This window comes from Stenotrophomonas maltophilia (assembly GCF_003970865.1).
Classification (GTDB): Bacteria; Pseudomonadota; Gammaproteobacteria; order Xanthomonadales; family Xanthomonadaceae; genus Stenotrophomonas; species Stenotrophomonas maltophilia_AR.
Window position 1 is genome coordinate 70,393 of record NZ_RXLZ01000003.1, and the last position, 18,365, is coordinate 88,757.

Consider the following 18,365-nt stretch of genomic DNA (forward strand, 5'->3'; position numbering starts at 1 on the left):
GGCTCACAACTTCAGGTCGAGCAACCCATCACCCAGATCCTCGTCAGACAATGTCTGCTGGATCAGGGCCCGATGCGCCTGCTCGCTCCACAATTCGAACTTGTCGCCCATACCGAGCAATACCGCCTTCTTCTCAATGCCCACCGCACCGCGGTGGCTGGCGGGGATGCTGATGCGACCGTTGCCGTCCAGCTCAAGATGGGCGGCCGAGCCGACCAGCTTCTGCTGCAACAGGCGCACGACGCGCTGGGTGTTGGGCTTGGACATCACGTCGTCGCGGACCCGCTCCCATTCCGACTCTGCATACAGCCACAGGCAGCCGGCTTCGAACGGGTTGTAGGTCAGCACGAGACGGTTGTTGCTGGCGCGCGCGACGAGGTCGCGGTAAGCGGTGGGAACCGCCATGCGCCCTTTGTCGTCAACTGTGATGGCCGTCTCGCCCTGGAACACGACGCGTGCACCTATCCTTCGCCCGGTGAAACATTGAACCACGAAAACCCACAAAACACCCGGATTTCCCTCTGATGCCCACCTTAGCAGCGGCCGAAGGGTTGTCAACAACTTTTCAGCGGAGAAATCGCCAGCCACATCAATGGCTTGCAACAACCTTTAGAGAATTGTTCAAGGCTTATCCACAAGTTGCTGATCCGTCTCAATTTTTGAGATTGAACGGAAGTTCAGGGCTGTGGACAGCGCGTGAAACATCGGCCGCGCATTCATCCAAAACGGGCCGGAAGCGGCGCCAGACTGCGCAAACCGTGCACAATGAGGCCATGTGCCTGCTCGCTCTTGGCTGGATGCACCACCCGCGCTGGCGGCTGGTGATGACCGGCAACCGTGATGAGTTCCACGCCCGCCCGACGGCGGCGCTGGCCCCCTGGCAAGATGAGACCTCCGTCATCGGGGGGCGCGACCTGCGCTCCGGCGGCGGCTGGGCCGGCGTTGGCGCCTCGGGCCGGATGGCAGTGGTCACCAACGTCCGCGACCCGCTGGCGGCCCAGACCGGTCCTTCACGGGGCGCGCTGGTGGCCGACTTCCTGCGCGGCCGCGATCCGGCGGCCGTGCACATCGACCGACTGGCAACGGTGGCCGGCGCCTACGCGCCATTCAACCTGTTGCTGGCCGACGGCCACAGCCTGGAGTTCCTGGGCAACCACCCCGCCGAGCGGCAGAGCCTGGGCCCGGGCGTGCATGGCATGTCCAACGGTGCGCTGGATGCCCCCTGGCCGAAGACCCGACGGCTGATGGACGCGCTGTCGGCGTGGTTGCAGGCCGGCGATGAGGACCTGACTCCGCTCTGGGCCGCCCTGGCCGACGAACATCGCCCCGCCGACAGCGACCTGCCCGACACCGGCATCGGCCTGGAACGCGAGCGCTGGCTGAGCCCGGCCTTCATCCGCGGCGACGACTACGGCACCCGCGCCAGCACCGTGCTGCTGATCGACGCCGATGGCCACGGCGAGATCCACGAGCGCCGCTTTGGCCCGCAGGGCGCAGCCAACGGACAGAGCCACGTCATTTTCTGACCCGGTCATGCCGGCCGCCGGCCGGAATCTCTTTCCAGCCGGGTAGTGCCGGCCGCTGGCCGGCAACCTCCGGATCTTCGGGCAGGCCACGCAGCTGCCGGCCAGCGGCCGGCACTACCCGCTCCAAGACTGCCAACGGCGTCATTCAGCTTCCCGGCGCTGCGCCTTCTCGCCCGTACCACAGGGCCTGCGCCACCACGGCCCCCCCACTGTGCCCTTTTTGCGTCTGCCACTGTGTCTATAAATGCCGCCCGCAACCTCCCAAGGTGGTCGTGCCCGGCACCAGGCCGCGCGATCCACATCCACATGGAGGCCCCATGCGCCGCACCCTCATCCTGCTCGCCACCCATCTACTCACGCTCGGCCTCGGCTTCGGCCTGGGGGTGTACCTCCTGCCGATCCTGATCGCCCCTGATGATCCGCCGGTGGCACAGGTGCAGGCCGCCATGAACGACGCCACTCATCACACCACGTTCCGCCGTGACCTCAAGGGCAGCGACGCGGTGCACTGGGCCGAAGGCAAGGTCAGCGTCAGCGCGCGCCAGGTGGCCTTCGACGGCAAGATGGGACCGGGACCGGACTACAAGGTCTACCTGGTCCGCGATTTCGTCGACAACAAGGCGGACTTCCTGAAGATCAAGGCACAGGCCCGGCGCATCGGCGAGGTGAAGACCTTCAACCGTTTCCTGGTCGATGTACCCGATGACGTCAACGTGGACGACTACACCACGGTGGTGGTGTGGTGCGAGCGCTTCTCGCAGTTCATTTCGGCCGGGCAATACCGTACGCCTGGCTGAGGACCGCGCGACGTCGGGGTAGTGCCGGCCGCTGGCCGGCACTCTGTCCGCCGCTGCAGGCATCGTGAAGCTGCCGGCCAGCGGCCGGCACTACCGCTGCGCGGTTCGCGCATTTAGAAGCACGCATATAGAAGAAAGAGGCGGAGCCGGCCGATAAGCCGGGTTCTGTCGTGGACAGTCATTCCTCTAGGCGTTACGTCACCGCAACGCTCAAGCAACCTACCCGGATCCAACGCGGGCCGCGCCAAAGGATCCCTATTTGGTCTTGCTCCAGGTGGGGTTTGCCGTGCCGGTCTGTTGCCAGACTCGCGGTGCGCTCTTACCGCACCATTTCACCCTTACCGGCCTTCCGAAGAAGACGTAGGCGGTATCTTTCTGTTGCACTTTCCGTCGGCTTGCGCCGCCCAGGCGTTACCTGGCACCTTGCCCTATGGAGCCCGGACTTTCCTCGGCACCCCCGAAGGGATGACGCGACTGTCTGGCCGGCTCCGCCAGCGTACATTCTAGCCTACGCACGCCCTTCCTGCCGTGCTGATCGCGGCATCCGGTTCATCCATCCACGCATGGCGTGGATTTACTGGAGGTGTAACCCATCCACGCATGGCGTGGATCTACTGGAGGTGTAACCCATCCACGCATGGCGTGGATCTACCGATTCCGCCGCTTTGGTGGGTGCGGACCTTGGTCCGCACGATCCATCAACTGCCGTACAACGCCTTGCGCGGTGCGCCGGTCAGCTCAGCGGCCAGCTTGGCCGCGGTCGACGGCGGCAGGTGTTCGCTCAGCTTGGCATAGACGCGGCGGCCATGCGCCAGCTGCGCTTCCTCGTCGTCGCCGGCGCCCTGCACCATCACCACGAACTCGCCCTTGCGCTGGTTTTCGTCAGCTTCCACCTTCGCCAGCAGTCCAGCCAGGTCGCCATCGAGCACGGTCTCGAACAGCTTGGTCAGCTCGCGGGCCAGCACCGCCGGGCGTTCGCCGCCGAAGATCGCCGCCATGTCCGCCAGCGACTCGACGATGCGATGCGAGGATTCATAGAACACCATCGTGCGCACTTCACCGGCCAGCGCCTGCAGACGGTCGCGGCGGCCGCTGGCCTTTGCCGGCAGGAAACCCTCGAAGCTGAAGCGGTCACTGGGCAGGCCGGCCACGCTCAACGCGGCGATGGCGGCACACGCGCCGGGAATCGGGCTGACCTTGATGCCCGCCGCACGCGCGGCGCGCACCAGGCGGAAACCGGGATCACTGACCAGCGGGGTGCCGGCATCGCTGACCAGCGCCAACGATTCGCCAGCCTGCAGACGCGAGACCAGGCGCTGGGCCAGGGCCTCTTCATTGTGTTCGTGCAGGGCCACCAGCGGCTGCTGGATGCCGAAATGGGACAGCAGCTGGCCGCTGCGGCGGGTGTCTTCGGCACAGATGGCCGCCACCGACCGCAGCACCTCCTGCGCGCGCGGGCTCAGATCGGCCAGGTTGCCGATCGGGGTGGCGACGACGTACAGGGTTGGCACACTCATTTCAGCGGTACTCACGGGGCAAGGGTAGAATCGTAGCGTGTACCCGGCCAAGGCCGCTGCCCTCATCGCATGGACCCGATCATGAACAAGCCCGCCGCACGGATCTCCGCCCTGTCGCTGTCGCTGATGCTGCTGGCCGGTTGCGCCACCACCAGCCTGACCAGCGCGCCCGAATCGCCGGCCCAGAGCCAGGCGCTGGCGCTGATCGAACAGGGCAAGCCGCGCGATGCCGCGCTGCAGCTGGAAGGCCTGGCCGCCACCCTGCGCGGTGGTGCCCGCAGCAATGCGCTGGCCGATGCAGCCTGGGCCTGGCACCTGGCCGGCGACAGTGCCCGCGCACGCAGTCTGCTCGGCCAGCTCACCGCCCGCCAGCTGTCCGGCCCCAGCCTGCAGCGCTACCAGCTGACCGGCGCCGAACTGGCACTGGCCGACAGGCAGCCGGCGCAGGCCCTGGCCCTGCTGAAGGAACATGGCGACAACGTCTTCCCCGCGCTGCGCACGCGCTGGTACGTAGCCCGCGCCAACGCGCTGCAGGGCACCGGCGACGCCTTCGGCGCCGCCACCGAACGTGCCCGTGCCCATGCCAGCCTGACCGGCAGCGCGCGCAGCGAGAACCAGGCCGCCATCGCCGGTCTGCTCGGCACTCTCGACGACGCCACTTTGCGCAGCCGTGCCGCTGCGCTGCCGGCTAACGACCCGCTGTACAACTTCGCCGGCCGTGCGTTGATCGCGCGCGGCCTGCCGTTGCCGCGCCCGTTCGATCGCGATGGCGCCGCCCAGTTCGACACCAGCAAGCGCCCGCCGGCGATGAGCGACGGCTACCGCCCGCCGGCCAAGCTGGCGGTGCTGCTGCCGCTCAGCGGCCGCCTGGCCACCGCCGCACAGCCGGTGCGCGATGGCCTGCTGAGCGCCTACTACGGTGAAAGCCGCCGCCGCCCGGACATCAACTTCTTCGACACCGCCGGCACCCCGGCCGGTGCCCTCGCCGCCTACGACAAGGCCGTCGCCTCCGGTGCCGACTTCGTGGTCGGCCCGCTGGGCCGCGACGAAGTGGACGCCGTGTACGGCCGCCAGCAGCTGCAGGTACCGGTGCTGGCGCTGAACCGCGGCAAGGACGCACCGCCGGCCGGCAGCGCCGGTTTCTCGCTGGCCCCGGAAGACGACGGCATCGTTGCCGCCGAATACCTGCGTGGCCGCGAGCGCAACCGCGCGCTGGTCATCAGCAGCAACGACGACACCGGCCGCCGTGCCGCCGCCGCCTTCGCCCAGCGCTTCGTACAGCGCGGTGGCCAGGTGGTGGCCACGGTCAATGTCAGCGAAGCCGTCGGCGATGTCGGCGCGCAGGTGCGCAATGCCGGTCAGGTCGATGCCGTGTTCCTCGCCGTGCGCGCCCCGCAGGCGCGCCTGCTGGCGCCTCAGCTGGCCCTGGCCGGTGCCGGTGGCGCGACCCGCGTCGGCACCTCGCAGCTGACCGTCGGCAGCGGCAAGGTAGAAGAAGATGTGGCGCTGGACGGCATCGTCTACCCGAACGAAGCCTGGAATGTGCGCAGCGTGTCCGGCCTGCCGTCGGCCAGCCAGGTGGCCAGCGCGCTGCCGAGCGCCCGCGGCGCGGCCGGTCGCCTGTTCGCCTTCGGTGCCGATGCCTGGAAGATCACCGCCTATCTGGACAAGCTGTCCAACGAGGGCGGCCTGGACGGTGCCACCGGCACCCTGTTCCTGGACAGCAACGGCAACATCCTGCGCCAGCCGGCATGGTCCACCTTCAATGGCGGCCGGCCGATGCCGATCGTCGGTGGTCGCTGAGCGCAGCCAACGTGGCTCGGCGGTGGAAGCCGCCGCCGAGCAGCATCTGCAACAGGCCGGACTACAGCCGCGTGCGCGCAACGTGCGCTATCGCGGCGGTGAACTGGACCTGGTGATGGACGATGCCGGCACCGTGGTGTTCGTGGAAGTGCGCTATCGCGCGCGATCGGATTTCGGTGGCGGCGCCGCTTCGGTGGATGTGCGCAAGTGCCGACGCCTGGCGCACGCCGCGCAGCTGTACCTGCAGGACAACCCGGCGCTGGCCAATGCACCCTGCCGTTTTGATGTGATCGACGCCACGGGCGAGCCGCCGCAGCTGCGATGGCTGCGTGATGCGTTCCGGCTGGATGACTGCTGATGGTTTCCGTCCGCTCTGGTAGAGGCCGACCTTGGTCGGCGCTTCTGTGCCAACCAAGGTTGGCACCTACCAGAGCGCAGCCTGGCTGGCACTACCACGGTGCGTGACTGATGCCTTCGATCATCACCCATGCCGCTGTGCCGCTGGCGCTGTGGTGCGCCGCTGATCGCGGCCGCATCCCGCCGCGCCTGCTGGCAGCCGGCGTGATTGCAGCGATGCTGCCCGATGCCGATGTACTGGCCTTCGCGCTGCACATTCCCTACGCCGATGTGTTCGGCCATCGCGGCGCCAGCCATTCGCTGCTGTTTGCCGGCGTGCTGGCGGCATTGGCCGCGGCGTTGGCGCTCTTTGGTAGTCGCCGACCTTGGTCGGCACCATACAGCCCCGGTAGTCGCCGACCTTGGTCGGCGGTTTCGTGCCAACCAAGGTTGGCACCTACCATTGCGCGGCCAACGGTGGCATCTACCGTGCAAGCGGCGGTGTTCGTCTTCATCTGTGCGGCCAGCCATCCTCTGCTGGATGCGATGACCTCCGGCGGCCTCGGCGTCGCACTGGCCTGGCCCTGGAGTGAACAACGCTTCTTCGCGCCGTGGCGACCGATCCGCGTTTCACCCTTCGCCCCACAGTTCTTCAGCGCGCGCGGCCTGGCCACCCTGATGTCCGAACTGCGCTGGGTATGGCTGCCCCTGGCCGGCGCCGTTGTTGCCTGGAAACTGATACAACCCGCTCCTGCTGCCCCACGAGATCCGTCATGAGTCCTGCCCTGCCTGCTGCCCTGGTTGCCGAACTGTCCGCCCTGCTGGGTCCGGAGGGCTGGCGTATGGATGACAGCGCGCTGGAGGCCAACGCGCAGGACAACTCATGGCGTCACCAGCGCCCGGCGGCAGTGGCGCTGCCAGCCGACATTGAACAGGTGCAGGCGCTGGTGCGTGCCTGCCGCGCGCACGGCGTGGCGCTGGTCGCGCGCGGTGCTGGCACAGGCACCACCGGCGCGGCCGTACCGCTGCCCGGCAGTATCGTGCTGTCGTTCATCCGCATGGACCGCATCGTCGAGATCCGCGCCAGCGACCGCTGCGCGGTGGTGCAGCCGGGCGTTCTCAATGGAACTCTGCAGCAGGCGCTGGCCCCGCATGGCCTGTTCTGGGCGCCGGATCCTTCCAGCGCCGAGATCTGCAGCGTCGGTGGCAACCTCGCCTGCAACGCCGGCGGCCCGCGCGCGGTGAAGTACGGCACCAGCCGCGACAACGTACTGGGCCTGGTGGCCGTGACCGGCACCGGCGAGGTGATCCGCTGCGGTGGTGCCTACACCAAGGATTCCACCGGCTACGACCTCACCCACCTGCTGGTGGGCAGCGAAGGCACACTGGCACTGATCGTGGAAGCCACCTTGAAGCTCACCCCGCTGCCGGTCAGCCAGGCCGGCCTGCGTGTGCTGTACCGCGATGCCGATGCGGCCGCCGCCGCGGTGTCACGCCTGATGTCGCAGCCGGTGGTGCCCACGCGCCTGGAATTCATGGACGCCCGCAGCCTTGAGCTGCTGCGTCTCAACGGTGCGGAAGTACCCGAGGCTGGCGCGATGCTGCTGGTGGAAGCCGATGGTGACCACGACACCCTGCCCTATCTGCTGCAGGCACTGGCCAGCGCCGCTGAAGGCGACGGCATGATCGAACTGGATGTGGCGATGGAAGGCCGTGCACGCGACCAGCTGTGGGCCGCGCGCAAGGCACTGTCGCCGGCACTGCGCACCGTCGCGCCCGGCAAGATCAATGAAGACGTGGTGGTGCCGGTGTCGCGTATTCCGGAGCTGGTAGCGGGCGTGCAGGCCTTGGCGCGCGACTACGCGCTGACCATCGTCACCTTCGGCCATGCCGGCAACGGCAATCTGCACGTCAACATCCTGTATCACCCGGACGATGCCGACGAGAACGCGCGCGCGCATGCCGCACTGCCGAAGATCTTCGAGCTGACGCTGGCGCTGGGTGGCACGCTGTCGGGCGAACATGGCATCGGCCTGGCCAAGCGCGATTTCATGGCGCAGGCCTTCAGCGCGGAAACGCTGGCGGCGATGCGCGCGATCAAGGCTGCGCTGGACCCGGACGGCATTCTCAACCCGGGCAAGGTACTGCCGCCGGCATAGACCGCGCGCACTCCTGTAGAGCCGAGCCATGCTCGGCTGCTCTTCGACCCGATCGCGATGAAGCCCGCGCTGCGCGCGGCAAGCCGAGCGTGGGCTCGGCTCTACAAAGGCTTGTCGTTCGCGATATCGCTCAGGGTCTGCCGGAAGCTGGGCAACAGCACGCGATTACCGTGTCCGCTCAGGTGATCGTTGTCGAAGAACAGCGGTTCACCGTCTTCCACCGCCGAACAGGTCTGCGGCCCGCATAGCAGCGGCAGCGGGTCCCACACTGTCAGCGATGGATAGCGCGCTGCCAGCTTGGCCAGCAGCGCCATCTGCGGTGCGCGCAGCATTTCCAGGTCAGCACGCGGCATGCTCAGACCACCCGCACAAGCCGGATTGTGGCGGTTGAACCAGTCCGAACAACGGTAAGCCCCGGCCTTGAACAGCGGCAGCGGTGCGTCAATCACCACGTGTACGCCCAGCTTCTGCAAACGCCCCAGCACGCGATCGGCCTCATCGCGTGCCGCCTGCGCATGGGCCGGCGTGCGTTCGGCCAGCAGCTGCCGATAGATTTCCTGTGCATCCTGCCGCTGCCAGTCGAATCCTCGCAGCTCCGGCATGCGCAAGGCCGCCAGCAGCACGATGTCACCTGGGCGCGCCTCGCGCTTGATCGTCGACAACGCGCCTTCAATGAAGTCCTGGCAGTCGGCCGGGCTGGCCCGCAGCAGGTTGACGAAGCTGCAGCCACCGCGATCCTGCTGGCGCACCTCCATGCCGGTCTGGCGCGCGACCATGCTGATCATGGTGCGATACGCCGCCGCGTGCGAATCGCCAGCCACGAACAGGCGCCGCCCTTCAAGCGCCGGCGCACTCACCGGCTCCAGCGGGCGCCACGCCGGGTAGCGGCGTGCCTGCCATGCATAGCCGTCGCGGGTCACGCTCAGCGAGACCTGCTCGTGATACTCCACCGTGGCCCAGGCACCCGCACCGCATAGCGCAACCACTGGCAGCGCCATCGCCAGCACCTTGGCCGGTGCCAGGCGTAACAGCGGCGCCGCACTGCGCAGCGGGCGCTCGATGAAGTGATACGACGCAGCGGATACCGCCAGCAGCAGTACCGGATACAGCCACAGCGCGGCACCGTGCAGGCCGTAGGTCCAGCGCAGCAGCACCAGCAGCGGCCAATGCCACAGGTACAGCGAATAGGACAGCCGACCCAGGTAGGCCAACGGTGCGCAGCCCAGTGCGCGCGCAATGCGCGATGTGCCCGGTGCCGACACGCTCGCCAACAGCATCAACGTACCGGCCACGGTGGCCAGCACGCCCGGAACCGGCATCGCCAGCTGCGGTGCGGTCACCACGCCTGCACCCAGCAGCACCAGACCGATCACTGCAACCGCATCACCGTTCTGGCCCGGCGTACGCGTGCGCATCCACTGGTAGAGCAGCGCGCCCGCAGCCAGCTCCCAGAACCGCGCCGGCAGCAGGTAGAACGCTGCCGCCGGTGCCGTCTGCGCCTGCCAGCCTGCCCACGCCAGCGACAGCAGGGTGAGCACTGGCAACAACCAACGCGACCACGGCCAGCGCTCACGCCCACGCAGCCACACAAAGAACAGCAGTGGGAAGACCAGATAGAACTGCTCTTCTACACCCAGCGTCCACGTATGCAGGAACGGGTTGAGTTCGGCGCCGGGTGAGAAATAGTCGTCCTGCTGCCCGGCCAGCACGATGTTGCTGAAGCCGACCAGCGCAGCCCAGCCGGCCTGGTCGAACTGCTCGTTGCGCCACGCGCGGGGAATGAACAGCGCCGACAGCACGAAGGTGGCCATCAACATCACCAGCAGCGCCGGCAACAGGCGCAGCACGCGGCGCCGGTAGAAGTCGAGCAGCATCGCGCCCAGCGACGCGTGGGTGCGCAAGGCCAGCGACTGGCTGATCACGAAGCCGGACACCACGAAGAACAGGTCCACGCCGGTGAAGCCCCCGGGCAGCCACGTCGCGTTGGTGTGGAAGACGACGACAGCCAGCACCGCCAGTGCGCGCAGGCCATCGATGGCGGCGTTGTGGGAACGTTCGGGAGGGAACATGCAGGCAACGGGTGGAGAACGATCCGACAGCATCGCCACCGCTGCCGTAGTCATTCAATGGATGATCACGACAGGCAAGGACATCGTTCAGGTCCGGTCATAGCTCGACGCGGTTGCAGAGTCGAGCATGGCTCGACTCTGCAGGGAATGTCGTATTCGGCAGGCAGCTCCCTGTGCCGCCTGCCAGCGACGAAATTCCTACGCTTTCGAACTTTCCAACAATTCTCATTGGCAGCATTGGCGCTTCATGCAGATCATGTAGCGCCACCGATAACGGGTGGCACGGGCTTCCAATCCCGTTAGGTTGATGTGTTGGTTACGCTTGCCTGCCGGCGTCGCTCTTTCCTTGTTGGGTGGCGTCGGCAGGCATTCCGTCCGCGCTTACATGGCGGGCGGTGCGTGGGGGCCTCGTGCCCGCCGGCGCTTCTACATCGACCTCCGGTATTGGAACCACGCACCGTCCGCCACCCTCGCTGTTAAGCAGGGTGGCTCCTTGCCGCTTGCACAAGGACGCCGCCATGACCGCTTCCCCCTACCCGCACCTGTTCGCCACCCTGGGCGACGCCGCCACGCGCCTGCCAGACGATCTGGCACGCACGCTGGAAGACACCTTCGTTGCACTGCAGAGCGGCAACAACGCTGGCACCATCACCCTGCAGGCCTGCCTGCAGCACATCCGCCAGGGCGATGCGGCTGATGGCCAGCCGTGGCCCGGCAGCAACCGTACACCCGGGCAGCGCGTGGCGTTGGCGCGCATCGACCGCGCCAATGCGGGGCTGAGTTTCCTGCTGGAACTGCTGCACGCCACCGAACGCGTACGCGTGGACGGGGAAATCGATCAGGAGATGGGCGATGGTGCGCGCGAAGGGCTGCTGCTGGCCTGCCGTGGGCTGGCCGAGTATGTGGATGTGCAGTTGCGGGCAGTATGACAACCCGCAACCGCAGCCCGCTCAATCGTAGAGCGCGGTAACCGTAATGGCCGTCTGAATCGCACCCGCGTTGACGCCACTAGTCGTGGGCAGGTAATAGCCCGCGCGCAGCGTGTAGCTGGCAGTGGCGCCGGTCACGGGCACTTCAATGCCGGTGTCGCCCTTCTTCAGATAGACGTTGCCCGTGGCCCCGGCCAACAGGGCGACCGAAACACCTCGCGCCGGGTCGGTGCTGGCGGTGTTCTTCCAACGCTGCGCGTCGCCATCGGCAGCCGTTCCATCGAAGGACAGCGTGGCTTTGGCAACACCGATGCAGCCGGTGAAGTTCAACGTACTTTGCTTCAGCAGGTTGTCGCCCACTTTCATCTCATCGGCCTTCACGTTGTTCAATGTGATGGCCGGTGCCGTCAACGTACAGGTGCCGGGCAATACGCGGCCAGAAATAGTGAGCGTGGCGGCCGCTGCACTGCCGATGGGCAATACCAGCGCCAGAAGGGTGAATGAGGGGAACAGCAAGCGTTTCATCGGGTACTCCAGAAGGTCAATGGATGGACGGGCCGGCGCCAGCCAGCTCGAGTGAGACAGCAAAGGGTTGGCAGGTGGCCTGGGCCCAAGACAGGCCGTAGGCATCGGGCGCATCAGGCAGTTGATACGCCAGGCGGCAGCGCTGCGGCCCGTCCGGGTCAACGATCAGCGCGCCTTCGGGCTGTGCGCCACGCAACTGGATGACACCGCCCTGCCCCACCACGCCTGCAGGCGTGCCGTCCTCGCGCTGCACGCGTGCGGCGAACGGCAGTGGCTGGCCCAATGCATCGGTGGCATCGATGAACAAGGTGCGCTCGCGGCGCACTTCGAACGGTACGCGCACGATGCCACCGGCGGTGGGCGCAACACGCTGCGAGGTCTGCAGCATTTCCACCTCCAGCGGCAGCCCCGAAGGATCCAGATCAATGCGGTTCCAGCGATAGGGGCTGACGTGTGGCAACAACGCGTAACCGTTGCGTGCCACGCGGATATCCACACCCGTACCCACCTGTGCGCCTTCTGCACCCGGTGCATGCACCAGCGCGAAGCCCTCGCCTGCCGGCGGCCCCATGTTCAGGCCCCCTGCGTGCACCACCAGCGCGCCGGAAGCACTCAGGGTCTGGCTGCTGTGCCCGGTCGCGCGGCTGTAGGCGGCGTTGACGTTGGCGTAGCGGCCCTGGTAATCCAGATAGGCACTGCTGCTGTTGCCACCCTCGCCTTGGGTACTGGACACCGAATAGCTCATCGCGCGCCGCTCGCCCAGGTAGCCGCTCACCCCCGCCTGCACCTGCTGCCCGCCACTGGCGTGACTGATCTGGGTGTTCGCCCTCGGCGCACTTTCGCTACGGCCCAGCGGCACTGCGAAGGTGAAGGTATAGCGTGTGTCAGGGCGGCCATTGCCCAGCCGGTAGCGGAACACCGAAACGCCGTAGTTCGCGCGCCCCACGGTGCTGCTGAAGCCGAACTGGAAATCGGTCTGGCGCTGCGCGGTATCCCAGAAGGCCACGTGTCCGCCATTGAGGAACAGCTGGCTTGCCGCCCCCAGGCGCTGGGAGAGATTGGCCTGGTAGCGCTGTCGCGCGCGGCCGGCGTAGCCCCAGTCGTCAGACGCAGCACGGGCCACGTCATTCAGGATAAGAAATCCGCGCGTACTGTAGCGGTACGCGGCCAGACCCACGTTGGTTCCAGTACTGGCCACGTAGCGCTGGTAGTTCAGCCGCAGGCTGTTGCCGGCAACGCTGGGGCGTCCGGGCAGCTCCGCCTGCGAGTGGGTGATGTCGATGCCGACGGCCCCCACTGGCGTGTTGACAGCGGCACCGGCAATCGCAGCGCGATAGCCCTGCGCGACTTGAATACCCCCCAACGCGGTGAGGTGATTGCTGAGACCGCGTGCGTAGGTCCCCTCGGCAAAGCGGAGATGGGCCAGACGGCCTCCGGCGTCGCGCAGCGTTCCCGCACTCGCGCTGAACCTGGACGTACCTGCGCGCAATGCCTGCGGCACAGCGGAAAAGCTCACGTTGAACCGCTGGCTGCGCCCATCTGCCTCGGTAACCACCACTTCCAGATCGCCACCGGAGTTGGTCGGGTACAGATCGTCGATGACGAACGGCCCGGGCGCGACGCTGACTTCATGGATGACGATGCCGTTCTGGCGGATGCTGACCACCGCGTTGCCCTCGGCGATGCCGCGCACGGCCGGTGCATAGCCACGCAGCGAGTCGGGCAGCATGCGTTCGTCGGTGTACAGACGTGCTCCCATGAACGGGACACTGTCGAACAGCTCGCCACCGGTATTGCCCTCGCCCAGCAACAGCTGGCTGTTCAGCGCTGGCAGATCCCTTTGCAGATGGCTGCTGATGGTTCGATAGCGGGAGCCCTGGCTTCTGTGATTGAACGAAGCGCGATGGCGCAGGCGCCAGTCGCCCATGTTGAAGCCGGCACTCACGCCCACGTAGCTGCTGTCGCGATGGGTGCTCCGGTAGTGGTTGGCGGTGTAGTTGACGAATCCGGCCGTGATCCCGGAGTCGCGGTGTTCAGCCGGCACATGGCCACGCGCACGTCGTGCCTGCATTGCCTGCGGAACGGTCAGCTGCAACTGCAGCGCACTGTCGTCGAAGGTTGCGGTGGCCCCCTCGATGGCGGCTGGCAGATCGATACAACCGATGTCGGCCACCTGTGCGTGAAGGGCCTGGCGGTGATCCTCGCGCAGTTGCAGTGCATCCAGCAGGTCTGCGGGCAGGCACGGGCGCGCATGGGCTTCGCCCTCTGATGCCTTGAACGTGATGTCGCGGGTCTGATGGAACTGTCCATTGATCCACACATCCACCCGGTGCTGGCCTTCCTCGACCGGATTGCCCTGCGCGTAGCGGCGCATATCGATCGACTGCCCGCCGATCAGGAATCCTTCGCTGAACTCGATGGCCGGTGCGGCAGCGGCTCCAAGCGGAAGCGAGATGGAGAGCATCCCTGCAATCGCGCGTGGCAGATGGGAGAGGGGGAATGCGCGGGAACGCGCGCAGGAACGAACGGCGGTCATGACAGGGGACGCATGAAGGCGCGCAGCGAGATGCGGCGCGATAGCAAGAAAAGGAAGGCGTGCGCAGGCATCAGTAGTAGTCCGCCAGCAGCGAGACCTCGCCGAGGATGCTCCCGGTGCGAAGTTCCGCAGGCGTGCGCAGATAGCGGGCGCTGAACGGCACGGACATGACCGTGCCGGTGGTGGTGCCGTAGCTCCAGGGCTGCTGCATGCGTACCGGCGTACCGTCCTGCAGGACCTGCAGCGCCACGCCGGTTGTGGTGGTGCCCGGCGCGGGCGCCAGGACATCGCCGGTGTTGGCCAGGTCGTGCACGTCGCTCATTTCCAGTACCAGCGGGCGACCGCTGGCACCGCAGTTGACCGCGACGTTGAAGGACTTCTCTCCTGCACTCTGCTGCCGATCCAGAGTGCGGGCGTCGATCGGGTCGAGCGTCACGGACTGGGGAGTGACCGCACAGGTCTGGGCACGAAAGCGGAAACCGGCCGTTACGTGGTGAGTTCCACCACTACCGCTGAATGTGGTTGCGACTGTTCCGAGAGGGGCAGCCGCGACATCGCGCATCGGCCCTCCTCGCGAGTAGATGGAGATGGAGAGGACGATATCCTTGCGATCACCGCCGACGATATTCACCAGCTCGGGAACGCCATCACGGAGATCAATTCCGCCATTTTCGACCTCCTCAATGGGGCACTCTGGATCGAACTCGTCACATGCGCCGTACTTGAATGAGAACACGATCAGGGGCGACGTTGGATTGATCTCATAGGCCGGCGAAAAGTAGCCGCCTCCAGTGCTCACATCACGCGCATAGCGCAGGCCGGAGAACTGGGGCCGTATCTCCGCTCGCTTATCGGTAGCGTCGCAGACCATCGACAGCATTCCACTGGCGCTGCCCAGGATCTGGTCAGGCAGTTCGGTGAATGCCACGTCGAACACACGGTCGATGAACACATCGCCGCTGATGGGGCGGCAGGCGGCAGAGGCTCCCGCGGCGGCGGCCAGTAGTGCAAGCGCCGGCAGGATGGTTCGCGGATGGATAGGTGCGCTTTGCATGAAATTGCTCCGGACAAGGGAGATTGCCTGCCCGATAAGCCGGATCAGAGGCGCTGATCGACGGCAGCGGGTGGCTGGAGGAAGCGCACAGTAGTCCGTCCCGCCATCCGGCCCCATACAACAAATTGCATTCATCGCTAAGAGGAAACCGTTTGCAACAAGTTGCATGGTGATGCGGCTGCACGACATCGACACTGCGCATCGTTCGGTGGCCCTCGGCTGCCGGCGCCTCCCATTCCGCAACGAGAACAACTTCGATGTCGATCAAACTGAACCTGCTGGCGCTGTCCGCGCTGGCGATCATGGCCGCGCCTGCGGCCCACGCCGAAAAGCTGGAAATCACCGGCGAACTGATGACCTCCACCTGCAGTGTCGGCTCCGCCGGTGGCACCATCACCGTGCCGATGGGCAAGGTGGACCTGGCGTCGGTGAATGCCGGTACCCGTGCCGGCCAGAAGAATTTCAGCATTGCCCTGGACTGCACCGGCTCGGGTGCCGCGCAGGAAGTCGGCGTGCGCTTCGGTGGCACGCCGGATGGCAGCACCGGCAATCTGGCTCTGACTGCCGCGTCGGGCGCGAGCAATGTGGGCGTGGCGCTGTATGACGCAGCGGGCGACCACCAGAAGATCGGTGACGACCCGACCCAGTGGGTGACCATCGCCGCCGGTGGCAGTGGCCAGCTGGATTACAGCGCGTGGTACGCCTCGCCGGGCCAGAACGCTACGGCTGGCACCGCCAACGCGTCGGGCGACTTCGTGGTGCTCTACAAGTAACCGGTATCCGGCGCACGCGCGCACGGCTGCGCGCGTGCACCTCCTGCATGAGGTATTCCATGAAACTCCGCCCATCGTTGTGGTTGCCGGCCCTGCTGGCCACCGCGCTTGTGCTGCCGGCGCAGGCCGCGGTCACCCTGCAAGGCACGCGCATCGTGCACGACGCCAGCAAGAGCCGCGATGTCACGGTCAAGGCCAGCAATGTGGGTGAGCGGCCCGCGATGACGCAGATCTGGATCGACGCCGGCGACAGCCATGCGCGGCCGGAGAATGTGCGCACGCCGTTCCGGCTGACCCCGTCCGAGCCGCGCTTGTTGCAGGCCAAGCAGGGACAGGCCTATCGGATCACCTATGCGCCGCGACCCTCGGAGCCGCCGCTGCCGACCGATCGCGAGTCGGTGTTCTACTTCAACCTGCTGGATATTCCGCCCAAGCCCGCCAATGCCGGCGACAAGAACCTGCTGCAGTTCGCGGTGCGCACGCGGGTGAAGCTGTTCCATCGTCCCGCCGGCCTGCCGGGCCAGGCGCGCGATGCGCCGGGCCAGTTGCAGTGGCGCGTGACATCAGGGGCATTGCAGGTAAGCAATCCCACTGCTTATCACGTGACGCTGGCTTCGTTGACCTTGCCCGATGGCAGCCGGGTACCGGCGGACATGATCGCGCCCGGTGCACAGGTGCGGCTGCCGCTGCCAGCCGGCGCATCGATGCCGACCAGCCTGACCTTCCAGTGGCTGGATGACTACGGCACCACGCGCGATGCCCAGGCAAAGGTCGTTCACTGATTGACGCCGGGCAATGGCTCGGCGCTACTTGATGAGAGAAACGCGCAACATGAAGAAGATGATGATTCCGCTTACCCGCTATGCGCAGTTCAGCGGGCGTGCCGGCCGCAGTGAGTACTGGTGGTTCCAGTTGTTCATCGGGATCGTTTCGATTCCGCTGTACGTGCTGAGCTTCTATGCCGGTTACAGCGGTTCGCAGGGCTTGGCCCTGTTGTCGACCGGCCTGAGCGTGGTGATGTGGTTGGTGTTTGCCTTGCCGTGCATTGCGGCAACCATTCGCCGCCTGCACGATACCGATCGCTCGGGCTGGTGGTTGTTGCTGGCGTTCGTACCGTTCATCAGCCTGGCGCTGCTGGTGTTCCTGCTGCTGCCCAGCACGCCGGGCGACAACCGTTTCGGCGCACCGGTTCCGCACGTGTAACCAGCCCGTGTTGGTAGGTGTCGACCTTGGTCGACACGGTGTTGCCACGAGCGACTACACATTCGTGCCAACCGAGGTTGGCACCTACCAGAGCAACATCGATCTGACCCCACCCCGAAGGTTGGCACTCACCCGCGCAGTACCGCTGCGGCTACGCGAAGTGCTGATATCCGCCGTCGGCGGCTTCGCCGTCCACGTGCACGCCCTGCCCTTCGGCAATACGACCAATACGGGTGAGCGGCACGTCCAGCGATTCGGCCAGGTAGTGCAGTGCGTCGCGCTGGTCGGCGGCGGCGGTGAAGCACAGTTCGTAGTCATCACCCCCGCGCAGTGCGCAGTCACGCGCAACGTCGCGGCCGAGCAGCTCACGCAGCGCGTGCGAGATCGGCAGCGAATCGGCATCGACATGCGCGGCCACGTTGCTGCGCGTGGTGATATGGCCCAGATCGGCCAGCAGGCCATCGGACACATCCACCGCCGCGTGCGCGAAGGCCCGCAGGCGCAGGCCCAGGGTCACACGCGGCGTCGGCCGCAGCAGACGCAGGCGCAGGCTTTCGTAGTCGGCCAGCAGCGTGGCGGTGGTCACGCTCAGTGCCCCCTGCTGCCACAGGCGCAGCGCGCCGGCGGCATCACCCAGCGTGCCGCTGACCCAGAGGTCGTCCCCCACCTGCGCGCGATCGCGGCGCAGCGCCTGGCCACGCCCGACCTGGCCCATCGCGGTCACCGACAGCGACAGCGGGCCGCGCGTGGTGTCACCGCCGATCAGCGCGATGTCGTGCTGGTCGGCCAGGGCGAAGAAACCATCGGCAAAGGCCTCGATCCAGTCTTCAGAGGCTTCCGGCAGCGACAACGCCAGCGTGCACCACGCCGGGCGCGCGCCCATCGCGGCGAGGTCCGACAGGTTGACCGCCAGGGTCTTCCAGCCGATGTCGAAGGCCGGGGTTTCCACCGGAAAGTGCACGCCGCTGTTGAGCGTGTCGGCGGTGACCACCAGTTGCTCGTTGGCGCGCGGTTGCAGCAGCGCGGCGTCGTCGCCGATGCCGAGCAGTATGTCGTCGCGCTCGAGGGTGCGGGCGCGGATGCGGTCGATGAGGGCGAATTCGGCCAGGGACATGGGGCGTTCCCGCTGTTGTACGTG

At 66.7% G+C, this 18,365-nt stretch carries 17 protein-coding genes and 1 other RNA gene; 10 read left to right on the forward strand and 8 right to left on the reverse strand.

What is annotated here, in order from left to right; translation table 11 throughout:
• Positions 1-3: 3 nt before the first annotated feature.
• Positions 4-450 carry a division/cell wall cluster transcriptional repressor MraZ gene (mraZ, locus tag EKL94_RS01630; protein WP_004143635.1) on the reverse strand — a complete coding sequence of 149 codons (447 nt, stop codon included), beginning with the start codon at positions 448-450 and terminating at the stop codon, positions 4-6.
• 323 nt (positions 451-773) lie between these two features.
• Between mraZ and EKL94_RS01635 the strand changes: the two genes are divergently transcribed.
• Together EKL94_RS01635 and EKL94_RS01640 are read left to right on the forward strand one after the other, a co-directional pair.
• The gene (locus EKL94_RS01635) at positions 774-1,526 is read left to right on the forward strand and encodes an NRDE family protein (protein ID WP_126927719.1); all 753 of its coding nucleotides are present in this window, start codon (positions 774-776) and stop codon (positions 1,524-1,526) included.
• A 317-nt stretch (positions 1,527-1,843) separates the two neighbouring features.
• Positions 1,844-2,323, forward strand: a complete 480-nt coding sequence (locus tag EKL94_RS01640; protein ID WP_126927720.1) for a DM13 domain-containing protein — start codon at positions 1,844-1,846, stop codon at positions 2,321-2,323.
• Positions 2,324-2,461: 138 nt separating this feature from the next.
• On the opposite strand, the gene rnpB is transcribed toward EKL94_RS01640, so the two are convergent.
• An RNA gene (rnpB, locus tag EKL94_RS01645) (RNase P RNA component class A) lies at positions 2,462-2,813 on the reverse strand.
• Positions 2,814-3,021: 208 nt separating this feature from the next.
• Entirely contained in the window at positions 3,022-3,840 is an 819-nt protein-coding gene (gene rsmI, locus EKL94_RS01650; RefSeq protein WP_126927721.1) for a 16S rRNA (cytidine(1402)-2'-O)-methyltransferase, read from the reverse strand.
• Positions 3,841-3,921: 81 nt separating this feature from the next.
• Between rsmI and EKL94_RS01655 the strand changes: the two genes are divergently transcribed.
• From EKL94_RS01655 to EKL94_RS01670, 4 genes are all read left to right on the forward strand, one after another.
• Positions 3,922-5,643 (forward strand): penicillin-binding protein activator, encoded by a 1,722-nt coding sequence (locus EKL94_RS01655; protein WP_126927722.1) that lies wholly within the window; start codon positions 3,922-3,924, stop codon positions 5,641-5,643.
• Positions 5,633-6,001 carry a YraN family protein gene (locus tag EKL94_RS01660; RefSeq protein ID WP_185829974.1) on the forward strand — a complete coding sequence of 123 codons (369 nt, stop codon included), beginning with the start codon at positions 5,633-5,635 and terminating at the stop codon, positions 5,999-6,001. Before EKL94_RS01655 ends, EKL94_RS01660 begins: the two co-directional genes overlap by 11 nt.
• Before the next feature lie 110 nt (positions 6,002-6,111).
• Complete coding sequence (locus EKL94_RS01665) at positions 6,112-6,756, forward strand: metal-dependent hydrolase (RefSeq protein ID WP_126927724.1); 645 nt, start codon at positions 6,112-6,114, stop codon at positions 6,754-6,756.
• Positions 6,753-8,138 carry an FAD-binding oxidoreductase gene (locus EKL94_RS01670; RefSeq protein ID WP_126927725.1) on the forward strand — a complete coding sequence of 462 codons (1,386 nt, stop codon included), beginning with the start codon at positions 6,753-6,755 and terminating at the stop codon, positions 8,136-8,138. Before EKL94_RS01665 ends, EKL94_RS01670 begins: the two co-directional genes overlap by 4 nt.
• A gap of 101 nt (positions 8,139-8,239) precedes the next feature.
• Here EKL94_RS01670 and EKL94_RS01675 read toward each other — a convergent pair whose 3' ends face one another.
• On the reverse strand, positions 8,240-10,261 hold the full coding sequence (locus tag EKL94_RS01675) for an acyltransferase family protein (RefSeq protein WP_126927726.1): 2,022 nt from the start codon (positions 10,259-10,261) through the stop codon (positions 8,240-8,242).
• Between the two features lie 464 nt (positions 10,262-10,725).
• Here EKL94_RS01675 and EKL94_RS01680 point away from each other — a divergent pair, with 464 nt between their 5' ends.
• Entirely contained in the window at positions 10,726-11,136 is a 411-nt protein-coding gene (locus tag EKL94_RS01680) for a hypothetical protein (RefSeq protein WP_126927727.1), read from the forward strand.
• Between the two features lie 21 nt (positions 11,137-11,157).
• Here EKL94_RS01680 and EKL94_RS01685 read toward each other — a convergent pair whose 3' ends face one another.
• The 3 genes from EKL94_RS01685 to EKL94_RS01695 all read right to left on the reverse strand — a co-directional run bounded on the left by EKL94_RS01685 (position 11,158) and on the right by EKL94_RS01695 (position 15,251).
• Positions 11,158-11,661 carry a fimbrial protein gene (locus EKL94_RS01685; protein WP_126927728.1) on the reverse strand — a complete coding sequence of 168 codons (504 nt, stop codon included), beginning with the start codon at positions 11,659-11,661 and terminating at the stop codon, positions 11,158-11,160.
• A gap of 16 nt (positions 11,662-11,677) precedes the next feature.
• Positions 11,678-14,125, reverse strand: a complete 2,448-nt coding sequence (locus EKL94_RS01690; RefSeq protein WP_260473352.1) for a fimbria/pilus outer membrane usher protein — start codon at positions 14,123-14,125, stop codon at positions 11,678-11,680.
• Positions 14,126-14,267: 142 nt separating this feature from the next.
• Complete coding sequence (locus EKL94_RS01695; protein WP_185829975.1) at positions 14,268-15,251, reverse strand: fimbrial protein; 984 nt, start codon at positions 15,249-15,251, stop codon at positions 14,268-14,270.
• Positions 15,252-15,508: 257 nt separating this feature from the next.
• Between EKL94_RS01695 and EKL94_RS01700 the strand changes: the two genes are divergently transcribed.
• From EKL94_RS01700 to EKL94_RS01710, 3 genes are read left to right on the forward strand one after another with little or no spacing between them, the layout of a single operon-like run.
• Positions 15,509-16,024: a fimbrial protein gene (locus EKL94_RS01700; RefSeq protein ID WP_126927731.1), complete on the forward strand. Its 516-nt coding sequence runs from the start codon at positions 15,509-15,511 to the stop codon at positions 16,022-16,024.
• 59 nt (positions 16,025-16,083) lie between these two features.
• Positions 16,084-16,806 (forward strand): fimbrial biogenesis chaperone, encoded by a 723-nt coding sequence (locus EKL94_RS01705; protein ID WP_126927732.1) that lies wholly within the window; start codon positions 16,084-16,086, stop codon positions 16,804-16,806.
• Between the two features lie 49 nt (positions 16,807-16,855).
• Positions 16,856-17,227 (forward strand): DUF805 domain-containing protein, encoded by a 372-nt coding sequence (locus tag EKL94_RS01710; protein WP_126927733.1) that lies wholly within the window; start codon positions 16,856-16,858, stop codon positions 17,225-17,227.
• A gap of 151 nt (positions 17,228-17,378) precedes the next feature.
• Here the strand turns inward: EKL94_RS01710 and thiL are convergent, their stop codons facing one another.
• On the reverse strand, positions 17,379-18,341 hold the full coding sequence (gene thiL, locus EKL94_RS01715; RefSeq protein WP_126927734.1) for a thiamine-phosphate kinase: 963 nt from the start codon (positions 18,339-18,341) through the stop codon (positions 17,379-17,381).
• Positions 18,342-18,365: the final 24 nt, after the last annotated feature.